The sequence below is a fragment of the Streptomyces sp. MK37H genome (genome assembly GCF_018035285.1).
Taxonomy (GTDB): Bacteria; Actinomycetota; Actinomycetes; order Streptomycetales; family Streptomycetaceae; genus Streptomyces; species Streptomyces endocoffeicus.
In genome coordinates, this window is record NZ_JAAAYH010000109.1 from 1 (window position 1) to 23,077 (window position 23,077).

At 70.8% G+C, this 23,077-nt stretch carries 22 protein-coding genes and 1 pseudogene; 14 read left to right on the forward strand and 9 right to left on the reverse strand.

Annotated elements, in window-relative coordinates:
• Both GWI24_RS17590 and GWI24_RS17595 read right to left on the reverse strand, forming a co-directional pair.
• Positions 1–92 (reverse strand): annotated as a pseudogene (locus GWI24_RS17590) (AIM24 family protein); the annotation flags it as partial.
• Positions 92–730 (reverse strand): AIM24 family protein, encoded by a 639-nt coding sequence (locus GWI24_RS17595; protein WP_210946900.1) that lies wholly within the window; start codon positions 728–730, stop codon positions 92–94. The gene GWI24_RS17595 and the pseudogene GWI24_RS17590, both read right to left, overlap by 1 nt.
• 164 nt (positions 731–894) lie before the next feature.
• On the opposite strand from GWI24_RS17595, the gene GWI24_RS17600 reads away from it, so the two are divergent.
• Together GWI24_RS17600 and GWI24_RS17605 are read left to right on the forward strand one after the other, a co-directional pair.
• Positions 895–1,239 (forward strand): DUF3817 domain-containing protein, encoded by a 345-nt coding sequence (locus tag GWI24_RS17600; protein ID WP_198268972.1) that lies wholly within the window; start codon positions 895–897, stop codon positions 1,237–1,239.
• Positions 1,236–1,529 carry an MTH1187 family thiamine-binding protein gene (locus tag GWI24_RS17605; RefSeq protein WP_037958476.1) on the forward strand — a complete coding sequence of 98 codons (294 nt, stop codon included), beginning with the start codon at positions 1,236–1,238 and terminating at the stop codon, positions 1,527–1,529. The genes GWI24_RS17600 and GWI24_RS17605 overlap by 4 nt, the downstream gene beginning before the upstream one ends.
• Before the next feature lie 24 nt (positions 1,530–1,553).
• Here the strand turns inward: GWI24_RS17605 and GWI24_RS17610 are convergent, their stop codons facing one another.
• Positions 1,554–2,540 carry a DUF5937 family protein gene (locus tag GWI24_RS17610; RefSeq protein ID WP_210946901.1) on the reverse strand — a complete coding sequence of 329 codons (987 nt, stop codon included), beginning with the start codon at positions 2,538–2,540 and terminating at the stop codon, positions 1,554–1,556.
• Positions 2,541–2,641: 101 nt separating this feature from the next.
• Between GWI24_RS17610 and GWI24_RS17615 the strand changes: the two genes are divergently transcribed.
• The 4 genes from GWI24_RS17615 (at position 2,642) to GWI24_RS17630 (ending at position 6,824) form a co-directional block, all read left to right on the forward strand.
• On the forward strand, positions 2,642–3,973 hold the full coding sequence (locus tag GWI24_RS17615; RefSeq protein WP_210946902.1) for an MFS transporter: 1,332 nt from the start codon (positions 2,642–2,644) through the stop codon (positions 3,971–3,973).
• Positions 3,974–4,041: 68 nt separating this feature from the next.
• Positions 4,042–4,551: a MarR family winged helix-turn-helix transcriptional regulator gene (locus tag GWI24_RS17620; protein WP_210946903.1), complete on the forward strand. Its 510-nt coding sequence runs from the start codon at positions 4,042–4,044 to the stop codon at positions 4,549–4,551.
• A gap of 66 nt (positions 4,552–4,617) precedes the next feature.
• Positions 4,618–4,950 (forward strand): DUF3817 domain-containing protein, encoded by a 333-nt coding sequence (locus tag GWI24_RS17625; RefSeq protein ID WP_037958485.1) that lies wholly within the window; start codon positions 4,618–4,620, stop codon positions 4,948–4,950.
• A gap of 137 nt (positions 4,951–5,087) precedes the next feature.
• Positions 5,088–6,824 (forward strand): methylmalonyl-CoA mutase, encoded by a 1,737-nt coding sequence (locus GWI24_RS17630; RefSeq protein ID WP_210946904.1) that lies wholly within the window; start codon positions 5,088–5,090, stop codon positions 6,822–6,824.
• On the opposite strand, the gene GWI24_RS17635 is transcribed toward GWI24_RS17630, so the two are convergent.
• Positions 6,800–7,474: a TetR/AcrR family transcriptional regulator gene (locus GWI24_RS17635; RefSeq protein ID WP_210946905.1), complete on the reverse strand. Its 675-nt coding sequence runs from the start codon at positions 7,472–7,474 to the stop codon at positions 6,800–6,802. The genes GWI24_RS17630 and GWI24_RS17635 overlap by 25 nt on opposite strands.
• Before the next feature lie 138 nt (positions 7,475–7,612).
• On the opposite strand from GWI24_RS17635, the gene GWI24_RS17640 reads away from it, so the two are divergent.
• The 4 genes from GWI24_RS17640 (at position 7,613) to GWI24_RS17655 (ending at position 11,745) form a co-directional block, all read left to right on the forward strand.
• Positions 7,613–8,584, forward strand: coding sequence for a tetratricopeptide repeat protein (locus GWI24_RS17640; RefSeq protein ID WP_210946906.1), 972 nt, complete (start codon positions 7,613–7,615; stop codon positions 8,582–8,584).
• Between the two features lie 563 nt (positions 8,585–9,147).
• The gene (locus GWI24_RS17645; protein ID WP_037958497.1) at positions 9,148–9,765 is read left to right on the forward strand and encodes a DUF6230 family protein; all 618 of its coding nucleotides are present in this window, start codon (positions 9,148–9,150) and stop codon (positions 9,763–9,765) included.
• 137 nt (positions 9,766–9,902) lie between these two features.
• Complete coding sequence (locus GWI24_RS17650) at positions 9,903–10,433, forward strand: DUF6114 domain-containing protein (RefSeq protein WP_210946907.1); 531 nt, start codon at positions 9,903–9,905, stop codon at positions 10,431–10,433.
• Entirely contained in the window at positions 10,411–11,745 is a 1,335-nt protein-coding gene (locus GWI24_RS17655) for a hydrogenase expression protein HypF (protein WP_210946908.1), read from the forward strand. Before GWI24_RS17650 ends, GWI24_RS17655 begins: the two co-directional genes overlap by 23 nt.
• Before the next feature lie 120 nt (positions 11,746–11,865).
• On the opposite strand, the gene pyk is transcribed toward GWI24_RS17655, so the two are convergent.
• The 3 genes from pyk to pta all read right to left on the reverse strand — a co-directional run bounded on the left by pyk (position 11,866) and on the right by pta (position 16,634).
• Positions 11,866–13,293 carry a pyruvate kinase gene (gene pyk / locus GWI24_RS17660; RefSeq protein ID WP_210946909.1) on the reverse strand — a complete coding sequence of 476 codons (1,428 nt, stop codon included), beginning with the start codon at positions 13,291–13,293 and terminating at the stop codon, positions 11,866–11,868.
• 72 nt (positions 13,294–13,365) lie between these two features.
• Positions 13,366–14,511, reverse strand: coding sequence for an acetate kinase (locus tag GWI24_RS17665; protein ID WP_210946910.1), 1,146 nt, complete (start codon positions 14,509–14,511; stop codon positions 13,366–13,368).
• Positions 14,508–16,634 carry a phosphate acetyltransferase gene (gene pta, locus GWI24_RS17670; protein WP_210946911.1) on the reverse strand — a complete coding sequence of 709 codons (2,127 nt, stop codon included), beginning with the start codon at positions 16,632–16,634 and terminating at the stop codon, positions 14,508–14,510. Before pta ends, GWI24_RS17665 begins: the two co-directional genes overlap by 4 nt.
• A gap of 209 nt (positions 16,635–16,843) precedes the next feature.
• Between pta and GWI24_RS17675 the strand changes: the two genes are divergently transcribed.
• The 4 genes from GWI24_RS17675 to GWI24_RS17690 all read left to right on the forward strand — a co-directional run bounded on the left by GWI24_RS17675 (position 16,844) and on the right by GWI24_RS17690 (position 21,042).
• Entirely contained in the window at positions 16,844–17,869 is a 1,026-nt protein-coding gene (locus tag GWI24_RS17675) for a 6-phosphofructokinase (RefSeq protein WP_020868358.1), read from the forward strand.
• 214 nt (positions 17,870–18,083) lie between these two features.
• Positions 18,084–18,344 carry an RICIN domain-containing protein gene (locus GWI24_RS17680; RefSeq protein WP_210946912.1) on the forward strand — a complete coding sequence of 87 codons (261 nt, stop codon included), beginning with the start codon at positions 18,084–18,086 and terminating at the stop codon, positions 18,342–18,344.
• Positions 18,345–18,478: 134 nt separating this feature from the next.
• Positions 18,479–19,840: a hypothetical protein gene (locus GWI24_RS17685; protein WP_210946913.1), complete on the forward strand. Its 1,362-nt coding sequence runs from the start codon at positions 18,479–18,481 to the stop codon at positions 19,838–19,840.
• Positions 19,831–21,042, forward strand: a complete 1,212-nt coding sequence (locus tag GWI24_RS17690) for a hypothetical protein (protein WP_210946914.1) — start codon at positions 19,831–19,833, stop codon at positions 21,040–21,042. Before GWI24_RS17685 ends, GWI24_RS17690 begins: the two co-directional genes overlap by 10 nt.
• Positions 21,043–21,070: 28 nt before the next feature.
• Here the strand turns inward: GWI24_RS17690 and GWI24_RS17695 are convergent, their stop codons facing one another.
• Positions 21,071–21,967 (reverse strand): carbohydrate ABC transporter permease, encoded by an 897-nt coding sequence (locus GWI24_RS17695; RefSeq protein WP_247616517.1) that lies wholly within the window; start codon positions 21,965–21,967, stop codon positions 21,071–21,073.
• A gap of 139 nt (positions 21,968–22,106) precedes the next feature.
• On the reverse strand, positions 22,107–23,077 hold a 971-nt coding region (locus GWI24_RS17700; RefSeq protein WP_210946915.1), incomplete at its 5' end, for an LCP family protein.

Below are 23,077 nucleotides of genomic sequence, written 5' to 3' on the forward strand. Positions count from 1 at the left end.
TAGGCGAGCATCGCGCCACGCTGGCTGAACAGGGTCTGCCCGGGCAGCACCTGGGCCTCCACCATCCGCGAGGTGAGCACGTTGAACGGCATCAGAGGTCACCCCCGATCGTGTTGCGCTCACTCGGCTGCACGTAGACCAGCCCGTCCCCCTCGAAGCGGATCTGGAAGGACTCCCCGCCGCTCTCGCCTATCAGCGCGCGGAAGTTCACCCCCGCCTGGAAGTGCTGCTTGAGACCGCCGGTGTGGGCGATGTACGCGCCCGGGTCGACCTGGAGCGGCGTCTGCGGGGTGACGCGCAGCACGACCGCCGTGCCGGCGGAGACGAGCGCGGCCTGGCCGGTGCCCTCGACGGTCGTGGTGAACAGGCCGTTGCCCTGCGAGGAGCCGCGCAGCCCGGTGAAGGAGGTGCCGGTGCGCAGCGCGGAGTCCGTGCACAGCAGATTGCTGGACTCCACATAGAGCTTCTCGCCCTGCAGTGACACCAGGTTGACCTCGCTCGCCCGGTCGGCGAAGTAGCACGTGCCGTGCCCCTTCACCTCCATGACCGCCATCTGCTCACCGGTGAGCCGCCGGGTCACCATCCCGCGCAGCCCCTCCCCGCCGCCCGTCCTCTTCTTGAAGGTCATCTCCCCCTCGTAGGCGACCATCGCGCCGTTCTTGGCCTTCACGGAGTCGCCGGTCAGGTCGACCGCGAGCACCCTGCTTCCCTGGAGCCGAAACTGAGCCACGGAGGCGACGGTAGCGGTCCGGCGATGTCGGGGGACAGGGAGCGCCGGGGGGTATGAGGTGCCCCCCGGACGGCGATCGCCCACGCGGCTGCGACAATGGGCGAAAGCTTGTGCATTCCTTCACAAGCTGGTCCGTGTCTCTCTCTTCACACGAAGGTGCTCTCGTGGACTTCAAGACCGCCACCGCGCTGCGCCGGCTCCGCCTGGTCTCCGCGCCCGAGGCCGTGTCGTTCCTGCTGCTGCTCATCTGCTCGGTGCTCAAGCGCACCACGGACTTCAACGCGGTGCCGGTGATGGGCATGGTGCACGGCGTGCTCTTCATCCTCTACGTGGTCTTCTGGGCGGACGCCTGGAACCGCGCCAAGTGGAAGTGGCAGACCGCGGCCCTGTACTTCGTCCTCTCCGTCCTGCCCACCGGCGGTTTCTTCGCCGAGCGCAAGCTCAAGCGGGAGGCCGAGGCCGGGGTGATCGCGGCCCGCGCCCGTAAGGAGGGCGTGGTCAACGCATGATCGTCGCCTTTTCGGTGACGCCGCTGGGCGTCGGCGAGGACGTGGGGGAGTACGTGGCCGACGCGGTGCGGGTGGTCCGGGAGTCGGGGCTGCCGAACCGTACGGACGCGATGTTCACCTCGATCGAGGGCGAGTGGGACGAGGTCATGGACGTCGTCAGGCGCGCCGTCGCGGTGGTGGAGGCGCGGGCGCCCCGGGTCTCGGTGGTCCTCAAGGCCGATATCCGCCCGGGCGTCACGGACGGTCTCACCTCCAAGGTCGAGACCGTCGAGCGTCACCTCTCCGACTGAGCACCCCGGTGTGGGCGGCGGGCCTCAGCCCCCGCCCACCAGGGCCATGCCCAGCGGGGTGCGCTCGTACAGCACCTGATGGCCCTGGCGCCGTGAGCTGAGCAGCCCGGCGGCGCGCAGCACCGCCAGATGCGCCGAGACCGACGAGGGCGCCAGGCGGTGCCGGGCGGCCAGGGCCGTGGTGGACGCGGGCTCCTCCAGACCGGAGAGGATCGCGGCGCGGCTGGCCCCCAGGAGCCGTACGAGCGCGTCCGCCGTGACCGCGTCCGGCTCCCGCCACAGCCCGCCGACCCCGCGCGCCGGATAGATCACCGTGGGCTGCCACGGCGGGGCGAAGCCGCTGATCACATCCGGCCAGACGAAGACGCTGGGCATCAGCAGCACCCCCCGGCCGTCGAGGTCCTGCGTCTGGGCGGGCACCACGGAGTTGCGGATGGTGAGCGTGGAGCCGGTCCAGCGCAGCGCCGGGCGCAGATCCGCGAACAGCCGCTCCAGGCCGCCCTCGGCCAGCTGCCGTGAGCGATAGGCGATATCCGCCTCCAGTAACGCCCGCAGCCGGGGCCAGTCCGGTTCCACCAGGGCCCGCCAGGCCCGTTCGGTCACATCCGCCATCCGCTGGACGGCCCGCGCCGGATCGTCCAGCATCGCCCGGCCCCGCGCGGAGTCGGCGGCCCCCGGGGTGCACTCCAGGGACAGGGCCAGCTCACGGCGGGCGACGGCGGGGTCCGTGGCCCGCATCCGCGCCAGCTCGTCCTCGAACGGCGCGTACGGCACCTCCGGCGGCGGGCCCAGGAAGTCCGGGGTGTAGCCGCGCCCCGGCATCAGCAGCCACAGCTCCGACAGATCGAGCCCGGCCATCGCCTCCCGCACCCGCCGCAGCCACGGCAGGTGATAGCCGTGCCGCTCGGTCCGGCGCAGGGTGCGCACCGCCTCATGGGTCTGGCACAGCGGCGAGATGGCGAACCGGCAGCGCAGCAGATCGTCGGCACCGAACTGCATATGCAGTGGCATCTGCGTCCCCTCGGGTCCGTAAAGATTCGGCTCGGTCCGTAAAGATTCGGCTCAGTCCGAAACACTAGAGCCCGCCCCGCCCGCACGGGCACGCTTCCGGCATGTCAACGCCCTCCGGGCCCGGCACCACGGGCCCCCTCGAGTCGCGCCCCGACGCGCCCGCCTCCCGACCCGAGCTCGCGCCCGGCGCCGACGAGGGGCCGCCGCGGGGCCCGGGGAGCGTTGGCTACCGCGCGGTGTTCGCGGTCGGTGAGTTCCGGGCCGTCTTCGCCGCGCACCTGATCTCCATGCTCGGCGAGGTGGTCGGCCAGCTCGCGCTGTCCGTGCTGGTCTTCCGGCTCACCGGATCGCCGCTGCTCAGCGCCCTGACGTTCGCCACCTCAATGCTGCCGTACGTGATCGGCGGCGCCCTGCTGTCCGCCGTCGCCGACCGCTTCCCGGCCCGCCGGGTGCTGGTGGTCTGCGATCTGGCGCACGCCGCGTGCGTGGCCGCCATGGTGGTGCCGGGGATGCCGGTGGCGGCGCTGCTCGCGCTGCGCTGTGTGCCCGCCGCGATCTCCCCGGTGTTCAGCGGCACCCGGTCGGCGACGCTCGGCGACATCCTCGGCGAGGGCGACGCCTTCGTGCTGGGCCGCTCGGTCATCCGGATCACCGCCCAGACCGCGCAGCTCGCCGGGTTCGGGGTCGGCGGGCTGCTGCTGGCCGCCGTCTCGCCGCGGGCCGCGCTGGCGCTCACCGCGGCGGCGCTCGTCGGCTCGGCGCTGGTGCTCCGCTTCGGCACCCGCCGCCGCCCGGCGCGGCAGCTGACCGGGGGCGGGGCTCCCCCAGCTACCGCTGGGAGGTGCCCCCTGCTCGGGGACTCGCTGAGCGGGATCCGGCGGCTGTTCGCGGACCGCCGGATCCGGGCGCTGATGCTGCTGTCGTGGGTGCCGCCGGTGTTCGTGGTGATGCCCGAGGTCCTGCTGACGCCGTACTCCGATGGGCTGGGCCTCGGCTCGGTGGGTCTTGGGCTGCTGATGTGCGGGATGCCGGTGGGCGCGGTCGCCAGCGAGGTGCTGGTGGGCTCGCTGCTGGGGCCGCACGCCCGGGCCCGGCTGACGCTGCCGGTCGGCGTCGCGGCGATGCTGCCCGCTCTGGGGTACGCCCTCCATCCGTCGTTCGGCTGGGCGCTGGCCCTCCAGGTGCTGACCGGCTGCGGTATCGCCTACAGCCTCGGCCTCGACCAGTGGTTCTTCGCCGCCGTCCCCGATGAGCTGCGCGGCCGGGCGATGACGGTGATGACGGCCGGGCTGATGACCGCGCAGGGTCTCGGCATGGCGGTCTCGGGCGCGGTCGCCGAGTTCGTACCGGTCCATGTGGTGGCCGCGACGGCGGGCGGCTGCGGGGCGCTGTGCTCGCTGCTGGTGGCACTGGAGGTGCGGCGTACGGTCTGAAGGGCCCGCCCGGCCCGAAGTGTGAGATAGGGCTGACCACGATATGACCGGCCGGTAGGGTCGGTAGTGTGCCGAAGCCGCTCAGCCTGTCGTTCGACCCCATCGCCCGCGCCGATGAGCTCTGGAAGCAGCGGTGGGGGTCCGTGCCCTCGATGGCCGCGATCACCTCGATCATGCGGGCCCACCAGATCCTGCTCAGCCAGGTCGACGCGGTCGTCAGACCCTACGGACTGACCTTCGCCCGCTATGAGGCGCTGGTGCTGCTCACCTTCTCGAAGGCCGGCGAACTGCCGATGTCCAAGATCGGCGAGCGGCTGATGGTCCACCCGACCTCGGTCACCAATACGGTGGACCGCCTGGTCACATCGGGTCTGGTCGACAAGCGGCCGAACCCCAACGACGGCCGCGGCACCCTGGCCTCGATCACCGACCGGGGCCGTGAGGTGGTCGAGTCGGCCACCCGCGATCTGATGGCGATGGAGTTCGGGCTCGGGGTCTACGACGCCGAGGACTGCGGCCGGATCTTCGAGATGCTGCGCCCGCTGAGGGTCGCGGCGGAGGACTTCGACGACGACTGAGCAGGGTTTCGGGGGCGCACCGGGGGCAGCGAAGATCGCCCCGGAACGGGCGGTTACGCTCAGGGCATGAAACGCAGCGTGCTGACCCGCTACCGGGTCATGGCCTACATCACCGCAGTGATGCTGCTCGTGCTCTGCACCTGCATGGTGTTCAAGTACGGCTTCGACACGGGCGAAGATCTCACGCTCGTGGTCTCCCAGATCCACGGCGTGCTCTACATCGTCTACCTGGTCTTCGCCTTCGACCTCGGCTCCAAGGCCAAGTGGCCGTTCGGCAAGCTGCTGTGGGTCCTGGTGGCGGGCACCATCCCGACGGCCGCGTTCTTTGTCGAGCGCAAGGTCACCCGTGAGGTGGAGCCGCTGGTCAGCGGCGCCGAACCGGCGCCCGCCCAGGTCTGACCGGCGGTTTCGAGGTACTCCGCGCGCCCGTCCGAGCCCGGACGAGGCGCGCGGACGCATGTGCCGGGCCACCCGATCGGCCGGGTGCGGCGAGTCCCGCGTCGACAATTAGTAGGACGTCCAAGTACTTTTGAAGCATGGACGCCGAAGGCATTGAGGCGGGCCGCCGACGCTGGCAGGCCCGGTACGACGCGGCACGCAAGGGTGACGCGGCCGGGGGTTCGGGGGCGAAGCCCCCCAAGGATTGGACGCGCAGCACGCTGTCGGGGGACCCCGTCGAGCCGGTCTACGGACCCGCCCCGGGCGACTCCGTGGAGGGGTTCGAGCGGATCGGCTGGCCAGGGGAGTTCCCATTCACCCGTGGCCTCTACGCCACCGGGTACCGGGGCCGGGCCTGGACCATCCGCCAGTTCGCCGGGTTCGGCAATGCCGAGCAGACCAATGAGCGCTACAAGATGATCCTGAAGGCGGGCGGCGGGGGGCTCTCGGTCGCCTTCGACATGCCCACCCTGATGGGCCGCGACTCCGACGACCCGCGCTCGCTCGGCGAGGTCGGCCACTGCGGTGTCGCCATCGACTCCGCCGCCGACATGGAGATCCTCTTCAAGGACATCCCGCTCGGCGACGTCACCACCTCGATGACCATCAGCGGTCCGGCCGTCCCGGTCTTCTGTATGTACCTGGTCGCCGCCGAGCGCCAGGGCGTGGACACCTCACGGCTGAACGGCACGCTCCAGACGGACATCTTCAAGGAGTACATCGCCCAGAAGGAGTGGCTCTTCCCGCCCGAGCCGCATCTGAAGCTGATCGGTGACCTGATGGAGTACTGCTCCGAGGGCATCCCCGCGTACAAGCCGCTGTCCGTCTCCGGCTACCACATCCGCGAGGCCGGGGCGACGGCCGCGCAGGAGCTCGCGTACACCCTCGCCGACGGCTTCGGCTATGTGGAGCTCGGCCTCTCCCGGGGCCTGGACGTCGACACCTTCGCCCCCGGGCTGTCCTTCTTCTTCGACGCGCATGTCGACTTCTTCGAGGAGATCGCCAAGTTCCGCGCCGCCCGCCGGATCTGGGCCCGCTGGATGCGCGATGTCTACGGGGCGACCACCGAGAAGGCGCAGTGGCTGCGGTTCCACACCCAGACCGCCGGGGTCTCGCTCACCGCCCAGCAGCCGTACAACAACGTGGTGCGGACCGCCGTGGAGGCCCTCGCCGCGGTCCTCGGCGGCACCAACTCGCTGCACACCAACGCCCTGGACGAGACCCTCGCGCTGCCCAGCGAGCAGGCCGCCGAGATCGCCCTGCGCACCCAGCAGGTGCTGATGGAGGAGACCGGGGTGGTCAATGTGGCCGACCCGCTGGGCGGTTCCTGGTACGTCGAGGCGCTGACCGACCGGATCGAGGCCGACGCCGAGAAGATCTTCGAGCAGATCAAGGAGCGCGGCCGCCGTACGGTGCCGGACGGGCAGGAGCCCCAGTGGCCGATCACCGCGGGCATCCTCCAGGGCATCGAGGACGGCTGGTTCACCGGCGAGATCGCCGAATCCGCCTTCCGCTACCAGCGGGCCCTGGAGAAGGGCGACAAGAAGGTCGTCGGCGTCAACTGCCACGAGGGCTCGGTCACCGGCGATCTGGAGATCCTGCGGGTCGGCCACGAGGTCGAGCGCGAGCAGGTGCGGGCGCTGGGCGGCCGTAAGGCCGGGCGCGACGAGGCCGAGATCACCAAGGGGATCCAGGCGATGATCGCCGCCGCCCGCGAGGGGTCCAACATGATCGAGCCGATGCTGGCCGCGGTGCGCGCCGAGGCCACGCTCGGCGAGATCTGCGACGCCCTCCGCGACGAGTGGGGCGTCTACACGGAGCCGGCCGGCTTCTGAGCCCCGTCCGGGGCGGGTCCGGCGGCCATACCGCCGGAGACCGCCCCGGTCATCCCGTACAGCAGCAGATCCGTGAAGTCCCGCGCCCAGCGCGGGTCCACCGGCTCCGCGCTGACCATCAGCCGGTGGAGCACCGTCCCGGCGACCGCGTCGAAGATCAGGTCCGCGTTGCGGGCCGACGCCTCCGGGTCCTCCGCGGGCGGCAGCTCACCACGGAGCCGGGCGCGCTCCCGGCCGATCGTCACCAGCCGCTTCTGCCGGTCCACGATCGCCGAGCGCACCCGGCACCGCAGCGACTCGTCGTGCATGGCCTCGGCGAGGACGGCCATCAGCGCGGTGCCCGTCTCGGGACGCTCCAGCAGCGCCCCCAGCCGGATCACCGCGGCCTCCACATCGGCGTGCAGACTGCCGTGGTCGCCCGCTTCCAGGTGTTCGTCGAAGACCGCCGCGACCGCGTCCACCACCAGCTCGCACTTGCTCGCCCAGCGGCGGTAGAGCGTCGTCTTGGCGACTCCGGCGCGCGCCGCCACATCGCCCAGGGTCAGCTTCGCCCAGCCCAGTTCCACCAGGGCGGCACGCGTCGCGCCCAGGATGGCGCGGTCGGCCTCGGCGCTGCGCGGGCGCCCGGTGCGGCGTGCGGACGGGCTCATGCGCGGCACCCTACCCGCCAGTACCGCGCATCGTCCCGGGTGAGTTACGCTACGACTCGTAGCGTAAGGGTGTGCCACGGCCGGTCCATCGGCTGACGCGCTTTTCCCTTCACCGCGCGAAGAGGGGAGGATGGGACCATGCAGCCACGGAACATGTCCATGAGTGGAGTGGTCGACCTCGCCGCGGTGAAGGCGGCCGGAGAAGCGAAGCAGAAGGCGGAGCGGGCGCGGGCCGAGGCGGCCCGCACCGGGGGCGCGCCCGCGCCCGGCCGTCTGATCTTCAATGTCGACGAGGCGGGTTTTCAGCAGGACGTCCTGCAGCGCTCCACCGAAGTGCCGGTCGTCATCGACTTCTGGGCCGAGTGGTGCGAGCCGTGCAAGCAGCTCGGTCCCGTCCTGGAGCGGCTGGCCACTGAGTACGCGGGGCAGTTCGTCCTCGCGAAGATCGACGTCGACGCCAACCAGATGCTCTTCCAGCAGTTCGGCGTCCAGGGCATCCCCGCGGTCTTCGCGGTGATCGCGGGCCAGCCGGTGCCGCTCTTCCAGGGCGCCGCGCCCGAGGCGCAGATCCGCCAGGTGCTGGACCAGCTGATCCAGGCGGCGGAGCAGCAGTTCGGCATCGTGGGTACACCGGTTGAACCCGGCGCCCAGGACGAGGGCGCCGAGGAGTCCGCCCCGGCGGCCCCCGAGTCGCCGCAGGACATCGCGCTCGCCGCGGCCCATCAGGCGCTGGACGCCGGTGACCTGGGCGGTGCGGTGCGGGCGTACCAGAACCTGCTCGCCGACGACCCCGCCAACAACGAGGCCAAGCTGGGCCTGGCCCAAGCCCAGTTGCTGGAGCGCGTGCAGGGAGTGGACGCCACGCAGGTGCGGAAGGCGGCCGCGGAGAGCCCGGCGGATGTCAAGGCCCAGATCGCGGCGGCCGACCTCGACCTGGTGGGCGGTCATGTGGAAGACGCCTTCGGCCGGTTGGTGGACGCGGTGCGCCGTACGGTGGGGGAGGACCGGGACGCGGCCCGCGTTCATCTCCTGAGTCTGTTCGAGGTAATCGGCGGTGAGGACCCCCGAGTGGTGGCGGCACGCGCCGCGTTGGCGCGGGTGCTGTTCTGACCTCCGGCTCCTCAAACAACACAGCGACCGCTCTTTACCAAAACTTGGTAAACGCGGTCGCTGTTACTGCCAGTAAATGCAAGCCCCGACTTTGTCCGGTCTTGGAGTAAATCTCCCTCTCTTTCCGGTCACTGTCCGGCAACCCTGTGTGGCCGATCTCGACCGTCCTGCCGCAGTTCGGTTATCCGTCCGTTACTCGCTAGTAACGAACCCCTTGTGCCCAGGCCGGGAATGGACCACGATCGGCCAAGCTCGGTCCATCCCCCCCGTAGCTCGGCATCCGGTCGGCGCGTCGGTGTGGTTGGGTCCCCACCGGGCAGGTCGGCGGCAGTGGCGCCGACCGTGGACAGGGGGGTCTCTGCCCACAAGGCAGGGCCTGTCCAGGAGGTTGCGCGAGATTGCGTGGCCAGTGGTTGTCGCTCGGGGGTGATCGCCGGTGTTGCGGGTGCGGTGTGCGCCTGTGAGACGTGGGCGCTCTCCTTCCCGAGGACGTAGCACTTCTCCCATCCCAGGTCCGGGGCCCCGCCCCGGCCGGAGATGTACGTCCGAGAAGGAGGAAAGTCATGGAGTCCGTGGCTCGTGGCGGCACCAGATGGAAGCGGTTCGCCGTTGTCATGGTGCCGAGCGTTGCTGCCACGGCCGCGATCGGCGTCGCCCTGTCCCAGGGTGCGCTCGCGGCCTCGTTCAACGTGTCCGGTCAGCAGTTCAAGGTCTCGGTCGACCGGCTCGACGGCACCGGGTTCGCGCAGTACGGCGCGCTTGACACCCAGCACGGGGGCAAGAAGATCCCCGTCGCGGTGTCGGCGTTCAAGAGCGCGAAGCTCAAGGGCCTGTGCCAGTCCGTCGTGATCCCGGTTCCGGTCTTCGGCGATGTGTCGCTGAAGCTGACGGCAGGCAACGGCAGCAAGCAGGTTGAGGCCAAGAACCTCTTCATCGATCTCGATCAGCTCAACGCGGACGCCACGTTCCGTGGGATCGACATCGGCGTCGCGGCGGGTGACGCCCACAAGGGTCCCGGGATCAACAAGGGCGACGCGGCCGATCCCGGTTCGTTCGGCCAGCAGTCCGATTCCGCCACGCTGACCGGTGTGAAGCAGACCGCCTGGGCGACCAGCGCGGGCACGTTCAAGCTCTCTGGCCTTTCGATGAAGGTCAGCAAGGGCAAGAACGAGTGCTTCTGATCAGCTGAGCCAAGGGTGGGGGGCCGCCGGCGCTGCCCCTCACCCGGGCATCGACCCGCAGCGTGAATGCGCCAGGCTAGTACCGCTGTAGAACAACCGCGATCACACCGATCGCCAGCCCCAGGGAGCTGTTTTCAATGAGTGCCGAGTCGCCGGGGGCGAGTGACCGTATCAGCCGTTGGCGGGGGTCCTTCAGGGCATGGCGCTGGCAGCGCCCGTTCTGGGCGGGGCTGTTGAGCCTGCTGGCGGGCGTACCGATCATGTACTTCCCGTACAACGACCTCAACGCCGGTGGATTCACCATCAACATGTCCACCACCGCCGGATCGGCCTCGCTGATCATCGGGGTGCTGTTGGTGGTCCTGGGCCTGACCATGTGGTTCCAGCCCATGGTGCGGGTGTTCGCCGGAGTCGCCACGATCCTGCTCGGTCTGGTGTCGATCCCCGTCTCGAACTTCGGCGGCTTCCTGATGGGATTCCTGCTCGCGCTGTTCGGCGGCGGCATGAGCATCGCCTGGGCACCCGGGGAGACTCCCTCCGCGCAGCCGGCCGAGGGGCCGGGCAACGCGTCAGAGGACGACGGGAACGGTGACAGCGTGCCGGAGCCGGCCGGGGCCGGGTCCGCATCGGACCAGGAAGCCAGGAATGGGAGGCACCGTGCGGGGTGAAGACCGACCCGAGCAGCCGGAGGGAGTGAGCCCACGCCGGGTCAGAACCGGCCCGCGGCACGCGGCACCGAAGAAGTCGGTACTCACCCGCCTTCAGGTGCCCGCCGGCAAGGCCATAGCGCTGGCCGCCATGCCGACGGCCGTGCTGATGGGCATGGGGCTCACTCCGCAGCTCGCCTCGGCCAACCCCCGGCCCGAGGACCGCTACAAGCCCGGCCCGTGTGTGTCGCAGCCGGACGAGGCGGACAAGGACGACGCCAAGGGTGGCAAGGACGCCCAGGGCGAGGACAAGGACGCCAAGGACGCCAACGGTTCGTCCGAGAAGGGCTCCCAGGACGGCTCCAAGGGCTCTGAGGAGTCCTCGGGCGGCCAGACCGGGTCCCGGGACGACAAGGCCGCTCCCACGCCGTCTCCGTCCCGTTCCTCCTCCGCTCCGTCGTCCGGCTCCGAGGACGAGCAGGAGCCGAAGGAGCCCTCGGCCTCGCCGAGCCCCTCCGAGACCAAGAACCCGCTGGACCCGCTGGGACTCGGGGACACGCTCCACGACGTCCTCACGCCCGACGACAAGAGCGGGGACGAGTCGGCCGAGCCGAGCGCCTCGCCGAGCCCGTCCTCCAGCGACAAGCCCAGCTCGTCGCCGTCCCCGTCCAACTCCTCCGACCAGCCCACCGATCCGGTCAAGGACACGGTGGACAAGGTGGGCAAGGGCGTCGAGGACACCGTGGACGGGGTGGGCAAGACCGTCGACGACGCCAAGGACAAGGCGGACAAGGCGCTTCCCAAGCCCTCCGCGTCCGCCTCGAAGGACGCGGACGGCAAGGAGGCGTTCCCCTGCCCGAAGTTCGACGCCGACGCGTACGAGAACGCCGAGACGGACCCGACCTCGAGCCTGCTGCCCGAGGACCCCTGGACCCTCAAGAGCACGCTGCTGAGCCTGCACGGCCTGGACTACAAGGGCATCGTGGAGGTCAAGACGCAGGGGGGCCAGATCAAGAAGGTCCTGAAGTTCACCGCCTCTGGCGTGGACATCAAGGACCTCCACCAGCTGGTGGTGGGCCCGGCCGGGACCACCACGCATGTGCAGGCGCGCGAGGGGTCCACCTCGACCATTCGCAACGGCACGGTGACCATGTACACCGAGGAGCTGAAGGGGAACCTCCTGGGGCTCATCCCGATCACCTTCAGCCCCAAGAGCCCGCCGCCGGTGAACATCCCCGAGGTGTTCTTCACCGATGTCACGGTCACACAGGCCGGTCAGTTCGGTGGCGATCTCACCGTTCCGGGTATGCATCTGTTCAAGACCGGGGAGTGATCCCGCGCCCCCACCGACCCGTTCGGGAGCCGCACACCCCTCCATGAGGAGGGAAACGCCCGTGGGCACCGCCTCCACTCGGAGACGGTGCCCACGGACGCTTTACGGGCGCGTTCGGGCCTACTGGTTCGCGCCGCCCAGGTGGTGCACCCGGACCATGTTGGTGGTGCCGGGGACGCCGGGGGGCGAACCGGCGGTGATGATCATGGTGTCGCCCTCGGCGTAGCGGCCCAGCTTCAGCAGCTCGGCGTCCACCAGGTCGACCATCGCGTCGGTGTGCTCGACATACGGCGCCACGAAGGACTCCACGCCCCAGCTCAGCGTGAGCTGGTTGCGGGTGGACGCGTCGGTGGTGAAGGCCAGGATCGGCTGCTGGGCGCGGTAGCGGGAGAGCCGGCGGGCGGTGTCGCCGGACTGGGTGAAGGCCACCAGCGACTTGGCGCCCAGGAAGTCGGCGATCTCGGCGGCCGCGCGGGCCACCGAACCGCCCTGGGTGCGCGGCTTCTTGCCGGGCACCAGCGGCTGGAGGCCGCGCGAGAGCAGCTCCTGCTCGGCGGCCTGGACGATCCGGGACATCACCTTGACCGTCTCGATCGGGTACGAGCCGACCGAGGACTCGGCGGAGAGCATCACCGCGTCGGCGCCGTCCAGGATCGCGTTGGCGACGTCGGACGCCTCGGCGCGGGTGGGCCGGGAGTTGGTGATCATCGACTCCATCATCTGGGTCGCGACGATCACCGGCTTGGCGTTGCGGCGGCAGAGCTCGATCAGCCGCTTCTGCACCATCGGGACCTTCTCCAGCGGATACTCCACCGCGAGGTCACCACGGGCCACCATCACCCCGTCGAAGGCCGCGACGACCTCCGTCATGTTGGCGACCGCCTGCGGCTTCTCCACCTTGGCGATCACCGGCACCCGGCGGCCCACCTCGTCCATGATCCGGTGGACGTCCCGGACGTCGGCCGCGTCCCGGACGAAGGACAGGGCGACCATGTCGCAGCCCATCCGCAGGGCGAACTTCAGGTCCTCGATGTCCTTCTCGGACAGCGCGGGCACATTGACCGCCGCACCCGGCAGGTTGATCCCCTTGTGGTCGGAGATCACCCCGCCCTCGATGACGATGGTCCGCACCCGCGAGCCCTCGACGGCGGTGACCCGCAGCTCGACATTGCCGTCGTTGATCAGGACCTGGTCGCCCTTGGAGACGTCGCCCGGCAGCCCCTTGTAGGTGGTGCCGCAGATGGTCCGGTCACCGTCCACGTCCTCGGTGGTGATGATGAACTCGTCCCCGCGGACCAGCTCCACCGGTCCGTCCTTGAAGGTCTCCAGACGGATCTTGGGGCCCTGGAGGTCGGCGAGGACGCCGACCGCGTGTCCGGTCTCCTCGGATGCCTTGCGGACGCGGTGGTACCGCTCCTCGTGCTCCGGGTGGCTTCCGTGGCTCATGTTGAACCGGGCCACGTTCATCCCGGCCTCGATCAGGGACTTCAGCTGGTCGTAGGAGTCGACGGCGGGGCCCAGAGTGCAGACGATTTTGGAACGGCGCATGGGGCAGATCCTATCGGGTTTGTTTCGGAGCGGAATATTTAAGTCAAGGGCACAGCGGAGCGGAACCGGAGCCTAGGCGCTGACCAGGTCGAACGTCTGGCTGGCGATCTCCAGCTCCTCATCGGTGGGCACCACGGCCACCGCGACCCGGCTGGCCTCCGTGGAGATCAGCCGCGCCGTGGCGGAGCGCAGCGCGTTGCGGACGCCGTCCACCTCGATGCCGAACGCGGTGAGGCCGCGCGTCGCCGCCTCCCGTACCGCCGCGGAGTTCTCCCCCACACCGGCGGTGAACGCGATGGCGTCCACCCGCCCGAGCACCGCGGTGTACGCGCCCACATACTTCCGCAGTCGGTGGATGTAGATGTCGAAGGCGAGCTGGGCGGCCTGGTCGCCCTCGCCCATCCGGCGGCCGATCTCGCGCATGTCGTTGTCCCCGCACAGCCCGGCCAGCCCGCTGCGCTTGTTGAGCAGCGTGTCGATCTCATCGGTCGACATACCACCCACCCGGGACAGATGGAAGATCGCCGCCGGGTCGATGTCCCCGGAACGGGTACCCATCACCAGGCCCTCCAACGGGGTCAGCCCCATCGAGGTCTCCACGCACACACCGCCGCGCACCGCCGAGGCGCTGGCCCCGTTGCCCAGGTGCAGCACGATCGTGTTGACCTCCGCGGGCTCCTTGCCCAGCAGCTCCGCGGTGGCCCGGGAGACATACGCGTGCGAGGTGCCGTGGAAGCCGTAGCGCCGCACCCCCCAGCGGTCGGCGGTCTCCACGTCGATCGCGTAGCGCGCCGCCGCCTCCGGGATGGTGGAGTGGAACGCCGTGTCGAAGACCGCGACCTGCGGCAGGTCCGGGCGCAGCGAGCGGGCCACCTTGATCCCGGTGACATTGGCCGGGTTGTGCAGCGGGGCCAGCGGGATCAGCTTCTCGATCTCCTCGACCACCTCGTCGGTGATCAGGGTCGGCTCGGTGAACCGGGTGCCGCCGTGCACCACCCGGTGGCCGACCGCCGCCAGCTCGGGCGAGTCGAGGCCCAGGCCCTTGGCGGCCAGCTCGTCGGCCACCTGCTTGAGGGCCGCCGCGTGGTCGGCGACGGGGCCCTCACCGATCCGCTCCACGATGCCGGAGGCCGGACGGGAGCCGTCGGCCATGTCCAGCAGCTGGTACTTCACGGACGAGGAGCCGGAGTTGAGGACGAGGACTCGGGAGCCGTTCACGCGGACTGCGCCTTCTGTGTCGGGGATGTGGGGGAGGTCGGGGAGGTGGCGGTCGCCGGGGACTGGGCCTGGACGGCGGTGATCGAGACGGTGTTGACGATGTCCTGCACGAGTGCCCCGCGGGACAGGTCGTTCACCGGCTTGCGCAGGCCCTGGAGCACCGGGCCGACCGCGACGGCGCCCGCCGAGCGCTGCACGGCCTTGTAGGTGTTGTTGCCGGTGTTCAGGTCCGGGAAGATCAGCACGGTGGCCTTGCCCGCCACCTCGGACTCGGGCAGCTTGGTCGCCGCCACCGCGGCGTCCACCGCCGCGTCGTACTGGATCGGGCCCTCGACCAGCAGATCCGGGCGGCGCTCGCGGACCAGCTCGGTCGCCTTGCGGACCTTGTCCACGTCAGCGCCGGAGCCCGAGGTGCCGGTGGAGTACGACAGCATCGCGATCCTCGGCTCCACCCCGAACTGGGCGGCCGTCGTCGCCGACTGGATGGCGATGTCCGCGAGCTGCTCGGCGCCCGGGTCGGGGTTGACCGCGCAGTCGCCGTACACCAGCACCCGGTCGGCCAGGCACATGAAGAACACCGAGGAGACGATCTGGGCGCCCGGCGCGGTCTTGATGATCTCGAAGGCGGGCCGGATGGTGGCGGCGGTGGAGTGCACCGCGCCCGAGACCATGCCGTCGGCCAGCCCCTCCTGGACCATCAGGGTGCCGAAGTACGAGACGTCGGCCACCACGTCGTACGCCAGCTCGTAGGAGACGCCCTTGTGGGCGCGCAGCTTCGCGTAGCCCTCCGCGAAGCGCTCCCGCAGCGGGGAGGTCTGCGGATCGATGATCTGCGCCTCGGCGAGCTGGATGCCGAGCTCGGCGGCGCGCTTGCGGATCGAGTCCTCCTCGCCCAGCAGTGTGAGATCGCACACATCGCGGCGGAGCAGTACGTCGGCGGCGCGCAGCACCCGCTCCTCCGAGCCCTCGGGCAGCACCACCCGGCGGCGGTGGGACCGGGACCGCTCGATCAGCTCGCGCTCGAACATCATCGGGGTGACCCGGCTGGAGCGGCCCACCGAGATGCGCTCGGTCAGCGCCGCGGTGTCCACATGCCGCTCGAAGAGGCCCAGCGCGGTCTCCGCCTTGCGCGGCGCGCTCGCCGTGAGCTTGCCCTCGATGGCGAACAGCTCGGCCGCCGTCGGGAAGGACCCGCCCGCCACCGACACCACCGGGGTCCCCGGGGCCAGCCGCGAGGCCAGCGCCAGGATGTCCGGACCCGGCCGCTCATCCAGGGTGAGCAGCACCCCGGCGATCGGCGGGGCGCCCGCGCTGTGCGCGGCGAGCGCGCCGACGATCAGGTCCGCGCGGTCCCCGGGCGTCACCACCAGGCAGCCCTCGGTCAGCGCGGGCAGGAAGCTCGGCAGCATCGCGCCGCCGAAGACGAAGTCCCGCACATCCCGGGAGAGCCCGGTGTGATCGCCGAGCAGCACCTCGGCGCCCAGGGTGCGGACGATCTGGGAGACGGTGGGCGCCGACAGCGATCCGTCCTCGGGCAGCACATAGCTGGGGACCGGCAGCTTGGCGGCCAGCCGCTCGGCGATGGCCGCGCGGTCCCCGGGTGCCACCCGGTTGACGACCACCGCGACCACATCGCAGCCCCGCCCCTCATAGGCGCGGTAGGCGTTGTGGGCCTCGGCGCCGGCCGACTCGGCGGTCTGCTTCTGCCCGCCGACCACCGTGATCACCGAGGCGCCGAACTCATTGGCCAGCCGTGCGTTCAGCCCCAGCTCGTCGGGGAGGCTGGTGGCCGCGTAGTCGCTGCCCAGCACCAGGACGTAGTCATACGCGTCGGCCACCTCGTGGAAGCGGCCGACCAGCTGTGAGACCAGCTCGTCGGTGCCCTGCTCGGCCTGGAGCGTGGCAGCGTCCTCGTACGTCATGCCGAAGACGGACTCCGGTGACTGGCTGAGCCGGTAGCGCGCCCGCAGCAGGTCGAAGAGGCGGTCGGGGTCGTCGTGCACCAGGGGGCGGAAGACGCCGACCCGGTCGACATGGCGGGTCAGGAGCTCCATGACTCCCAGCTCCACGACCTGGCGTCCGTCGCCACGCTCGACTCCGGTCACGTACACGCTGCGTGTCACGCGTGCTCTCCGTTCCTCTGGCGTTCGTCGGTGTTTTCGCTATGTGCGCCCATCGGACACAAATTGGCCACATTGACCGGCCCAGTCCTCTTGACAATACCTGCGACCGTGATTAAGGCGCTTGTCGCTCGGGGGATACAGCACCACCCCGCCCATGAAACAATCGGACTGGCTCACATCTACCCGTAGGGAGCAGGAGACACAGCACGATGCGCATCGGAGTTCTCACCGCAGGCGGCGACTGCCCCGGCCTCAACGCTGTGATCCGGTCGGTGGTGCACCGCGCGGTCGCCGGCCACGGAGACGAGGTGATCGGATTCGAGGACGGTTTCAAGGGGCTCCTCGACGGCCGTCACCGCAAGCTCGACCTCGACGCCGTCAGCGGCATCCTCGCCCGCGGCGGCACCATCCTCGGTTCCTCCCGCCTGGAGCGCGCCCGGCTGCGCGAGGCGTGCGAGACCTCGAAGGACCACGCCCGGGACTACGGGATAGATGTGCTGATCCCGATCGGCGGCGAGGGCACCCTCACCGCGGCGCGGATGCTCTCCGACGCCGGGCTCCCGATCGTCGGCGTCCCCAAGACGATCGACAACGACATCTCCTCCACCGACCGCACCTTCGGCTTCGACACCGCCGTCGGCGTCGCCACCGAGGCCATGGACCGGCTGAAGACCACCGCCGAATCCCATCAGCGGGTGATGGTCGTCGAGGTCATGGGGCGCCATGCGGGCTGGATCGCGCTGGAGTCCGGGATGGCCGGCGGCGCCCACGGCATCTGCCTGCCGGAGCGGCCCTTCGAGGTCGACGGGCTGGTGAAGATGGTCGAGGAGCGGTTCGCCCGCGGCAAGAAGTTCGCGGTCATCTGCGTCGCCGAGGGCGCGCACCCGGCCGAGGGCTCCATGGAGTACCAGAAGGGCGAGATCGACCAGTACGGCCATGAGCGGTTCACCGGGATCGGCAACCGCCTCGCGGCCGAGCTGGAGCGGCGCCTGGGCAAGGAGGCCCGCCCGGTCATCCTGGGGCATGTGCAGCGCGGCGGCACGCCCACCGCGTACGACCGCGTGCTGGCCACCCGCTTCGGCTGGCACGCCGTCGAGGCGGCGCACCGGGGCGACTTCGGCATGATGACCGCGCTGCGCGGCACGGACATCACGATGGTGCCGATCGCCAACGCGGTCACCGAGCTCAAGACCGTGCCGGTGGACCGGATGGACGAGGCCGAGTCGGTCTTCTGATCCGCCACGGCCTCCGGCTCTCCCTTTTCCGTCTCTCGTCTTCGTCTCGCGTCTCTGTCGGCCGCAGCGGTCTTGATCATCCCCCCGTGGAAGATCAAGACCGCTGCGGCCGTGCGCGGAGGTCTTCCCCTCGTTCTCGCTCAAGCGCCTGGACGACGGGCTGTGGCGGATCGCCACCCTGCACCCCGAGCACGGCCCGGGCTGCTCCGGAATCATGGGCCAGAGCAAGGCCGAGGGTGCCTGGCTGGGGGACGACTACTGCGAGAGCCGGGGAGCGGGCGAGGAGTTCCGGCTGGAGGCCGTGGACCGGCCCGCCGAGGGGTTCCGGCTGCGGCCCGCGCACACCGGCCAGTGTCTGGCGCTGTCCGGCGGCACCATCCGGCGCTGGGCCCATGTGGTCCAACTGCCGTGCCGGTCCGACGCCCCGGGACAGGTCTTCCGCTTCGACCCGGTGGGCTCCGGGGCGAAGGGGTAGCCGTCAGGGGCGAAGGGGCGGCCGCCAGGGGCGAAGGGATAGCCCGCGCCGCCGACGGGGCCCCGGCTCTCTGGTACTGTCCCCGCCTGATCAAGGGGGGAACTGGTCAGGGGATGTAAGGAGTTAAGGGCGGGATGCGTGGTTTATGGGGCCGTGTGTGGCAGCGCCGCACGCCCCTTGTCGTACTGATGGCGGTCGTGGGGATCGCGGGGGCCGTCCTCGTGACCAGGGACAGCGGCGGCGGCCATCTCGCCGCCAACCGGGCCCAGTTGAGGAAGGCGTGCGACGGCACCCTGCCGTACGGGGACCTCGAGCGGCTGGTGCGTGACGAGCGGCCGGGCGAGCTCAGACAGCACGGCACGATGCTCGCGCCCGGCCAGGAGAGCCGCTCGTTGCTGGACTGCTCCCTGTCGTGGGGCGACGGATACGGGGTCACGGTCCACGCCGAGGCGCTGGTCTCCGATGTGCCCGAGGCCGTCGAGACCCGGGACCTGCTCGAACCGGCCGGTGGCCACGGCACCTTCGTGGCGCCGGGCACCACCGGCCAGTACGGGAAGCGGGGCGCCTGGCTGGTGGCCGACTGCCTGGGCGGGCTCGGCGGCCGGGTCCGGCCCACGACCGATCTGTATGTGACGGCCCGGGTGACGGACGGGACCGACAGCGGGGCCGACGGGACCGACGGGACCGACTCGGCGGACGAGCCCGGCAAGGCCGAGGCCGACGAGGCGTCGGCGGGGAACGGCAAGCCGGACCGCGCCACCGCGCTCCTCGGCTTCCGTACCGCCGTGCACGTGGCCAACGCCCTCACCAAGGCCCAGCACTGCGGCTCCGGCCCGCTCACGACGCCCACCGCCGTGGTGGACACGGACGAGACCCATGGCGCGCCCGGCCAGGGCCTGCGCAAATGCGAGTGGATCGACGGCTCCTCGCTCCCCGGTGTCGCCTCCGGCTCCTGGACCACCCTCGGCGATCTCCAGGAGTCCACCGGTCTGAGCGCCTGCGCCGGGGAGTGGGACGCGGAGAAGAACGCCGGTGAGCGCCCGCGCCCGAAGCAGTGGCAGGTCACCGAGGTCGAGGCGGCCAGCTGGTCGGGGATCCTCGGCCGGTCGGCGTACGACTCCTACGAACGCGAGGGCCATGTGCCCGGGTGGGGAGCGGAGGACGACAAGCGCCCCTCCGAGGCCGGTTCCGAGACGGACGCGGGCGCTGACACCCGGCAGGAGGACCGCGTCTCCTCCTACGCCGGACGGCCCCAACTCGCCCTGTGGGCCCGGTCGGTGTGCGGCGGCCGCACCACCTACCACCGGGTGGCCGTCCTCCCCGAGATCCGGCTCGAGGACGGCGAGACGGCCGTCATCGGCGGCAAGGACCGCGCCAGGCTCTCCACGGCCGCGCGTACGGTCCTGGACCGCTATCTCGACGCCGACGACGGCTGGCCCGCGTCCGCGAAGTGCCGCGACACCAAGGTGCTCGGGGAGGTCGAGCAGTGGCACTGACCCGACCCGCACTCACCCGGCGCCAGATCCGCGCCCTGGTGGCCGCAGCGGTGGCGCTCGCCGCCCTCACCGGGGCGTTCGTCTGGTTCACGGGCAGCGAGGACCGGGCGCTGGAGGGGGCCTGCGACGGGGTGCTTCCGGTGGGCGAGGTCCGCTCGGTGCTCGGCGACGACACCGAACTGGACGTCACGAACCGCACCGAGGGGTCCTTCGGGAAGAAGGCCGACAGCGCCGCCAAGAGCGGAGAGAGCGCCGCCAAGAGCGGAGAGAGCGCCGCCAAGAGCGGAGAGAGCGGCGCCAAGCGGGCCAACTCCCTCTCCGTCCACTGCCGGATCACCGCCGAGAACACGGGCCACATCGCAGTCTCCATAGCGGGCTCGCCCCGCCCCCGCGCCGAGTACGGATACGAGGACCTCTACACCGCCGTACCCGCCCGCCGCACGCTCCCCGTCCCCCTCGGCCACGGCTGGTCCGGCCTGTTCGCCACCGACACCACACGGCTGGACGACGCCAAGGACGGCACGGCCACCACCGCCGTACTGCTCGACTGTGCCCGGCGCGGCGACAGTCTGCTGATCACCGTCGAGACCGCGCTGCGCGGCGCCGCCACCCTCGACGACCCCGCCGTCCGCCCCGACTTCGTCCGCACCGCCACCGCGACCGCCGAGGCGGCCAACGACCACTGGGGCTGCGGCGCGCGCCTGGGCAAGCCGGTCCGCACCGTCGGCCTGCCGGTGAACGAGGACGAGTACGAGCCGCTGCTCGGCGCCAAGGGCACCTGCGCGGCCGTCCCCACCGCCTCCCGCTCCGCCGTCTCCACCGCCCGCGAGACCGCCCGCGACCGCGCGCCGCGCGAGAGCTGCGTCCTCGGCACCCGGGACGGCTCACCGCTCTACCGGCTGGAGGCGTACTACGGGCCCTACGCGGAGGACGCCCGCTCCCAGTACACCCGGGACTACGACTACGAGAACGTGACCCCGGCCGAGCGGCCCGCCGGGCGGCTCGGCCGGAGCGCCTACTGGGCCGGTGCCACCTGCCCGCGCGGCGCCGAGTCCGCCCTCTACCTCATCCGCGCCGACGACGCCGACGGCGAGACCCGCCGCCGCCCCGACCTCGCCTACGAACGCGCCGCCCTGGCGGCTTTCGCCGCCGCCTCGGCCAAACACCACGGCTGCGCGGCGCCGATGTTGCCCGAGGGCTGAATCACCGGCCGGAATGGCGGCGGCGCCGTCATCCCTTGACGGCGCCGCCCAGGGCGAAGCCGCCGCCCAGACGGCGGGAGATCAGGACGTAGAGCAGGAGCACGGGCGTGGAGTAGAGGATCGAGAAGGCGGCCAGCTGGCCGTAGACGACCTGGCCGTAGTTGCCGAAGAAGGTGAAGATCGAGACGGACGCGGGGAGTTGCTCGGGGGAGAGCAGGAGCATGAAGGGGACGAAGAAGTTGCCCCACATCATGATGAAGCTGTAGATCATCACGACCGTGATGCCCGGCCCCATCAGCGGCAGGATCACCCTGGTCAGGCTCTGCAGCCAGGACGCGCCGTCGGTCCACGCCGCCTCCTCCAGGATCACCGGCACGCCGTCCATGAAGTTCTTCATCAGCCAGATGGCGAACGGGAGTTGGGAGGCGGCGAGGAAGAGGGCCGTGCCGGACATGGTGTCGATGAGGTCCACCTGGACGAAGAGTCCGTAGACCGGAACCATGATCGCGGTGATCGGCAGACAGGTGGTGAAGAGCACCGTCAGCAGATACGGGCGCACGACGCGGGAGCGGAAGCGGGAGAGGGGGTAGGCGGCGAGGGCCGCGCAGGCGACGGTCAGGATGGTGGCGCCGCCGCACAGGAGCAGGCTGTTGAGCATCGGCGTGAAGGTGATCTCGTCCGTCCACACCGCCGAGAAGTTGTCCAGCGTGGGCGAGCCGGGCGCCGAGACCCGCAGGGTGGCATCGTTGTCGATGGAGGCCAGGACCAGCCAGGCGAGCGGGAGCAGGAACGCGGCGGCGACGAGCAGCAGCGCGGCGTCGGCGGCCAGCCGGCGGCGCAGCCGCGGGGACCAGCGGGGGCCGCCGGTACGGCTCTTGGCGGAGCGGGGCCAGGTGCGGGCGGGGCGGGCGGAGAGCGCGGACAACCTCGGACCTCCTCGCGCGCTTGCGAGCGCAGTCGATCAGCGTCCGTCCATGAAACCCGTTGCCACTCGCGTTGGGGAAGACGCGTGCGCGGTTCGCTCCTTACGGCGTCTCCCTACGGCGTCTCCCTACGGCGTCTCCTTACGGCGCCGGTGGTGCGACAGTCACCGGCTGGTCGTTCCGCAGCTGGTCGAAGAGGCGCCGCGCCTGCGTCACGTTCCACTGCACCGCGCTGCCCTTGGAGGTCCGGAGGTTGGTGTTGGACACCGGGACGTTGAGCTGCTTGCCGTTGCCCGAGGTGACGCCCTTCACCGCCTCGAACAGGGACATCAGGGTCGGCAGGCCCATGTCCTTGTCCACGATGAGCGTGTCCAGACCCGCGCGTACGGTCGGGAAGGCCGCGAACGGGTTGGCCAGGACGCCCGGTGTGGCGGCCTTGTTGGCGAGCGCGGCCAGGAACTTCTGCTGGTTCTGGGTGCGGCCCAGGTCGCCCTTGGCCTCCTGCTTGCGCTGGCGGACGAACGCGAGCGCCTTCGCGCCGTCGAGGGTGTGGCAGCCCTTCTTCAGGTCCAGCCCGGACTTGGGGTCCTTGATGTCCCGGTCCACGCACATCCGCACCCCGCCGACCGCGTCCACGACGTCCACGAACCCGGAGAAGCCGATCTCCGCGTAGTGGTCGATGCGCAGTCCCGTGTTGCGCTCGATGGTCGAGACGAGCAGATCGGGGCCGCCCATCGAATAGGCCGCGTTCAGCTTGTTCTGGGACGGGTCGTAGCGCCTGCCGGTCTCGGGGCGGACGAAACCGGGGATGTTCACCCAGGAGTCGCGCGGCAGGCTCATCATCGTGGTGCCGCCTGCGCCGGTGTGCAGCACCATCATCGAGTCGGTGCGGCGGCCCTCGGCCGAGCCGGTGCGCAGGCTCTTCCTGGCCTCCTCGGAGAGGCCCTCCCGGCTGTCGGAGCCCACGATGAGGTAGTTGGTGCCCTTCCCGGGCGGTGGGCGGTCCGGTGCCCTGCCGAGGTCGACCTCGCGGTTGAGCTGGGTGTCGGCCCAGACGTAGGCGCTGCCGGAGGCGAGGAGCAGCGCGGAGACCGCCACGACGGCCAGCCGGA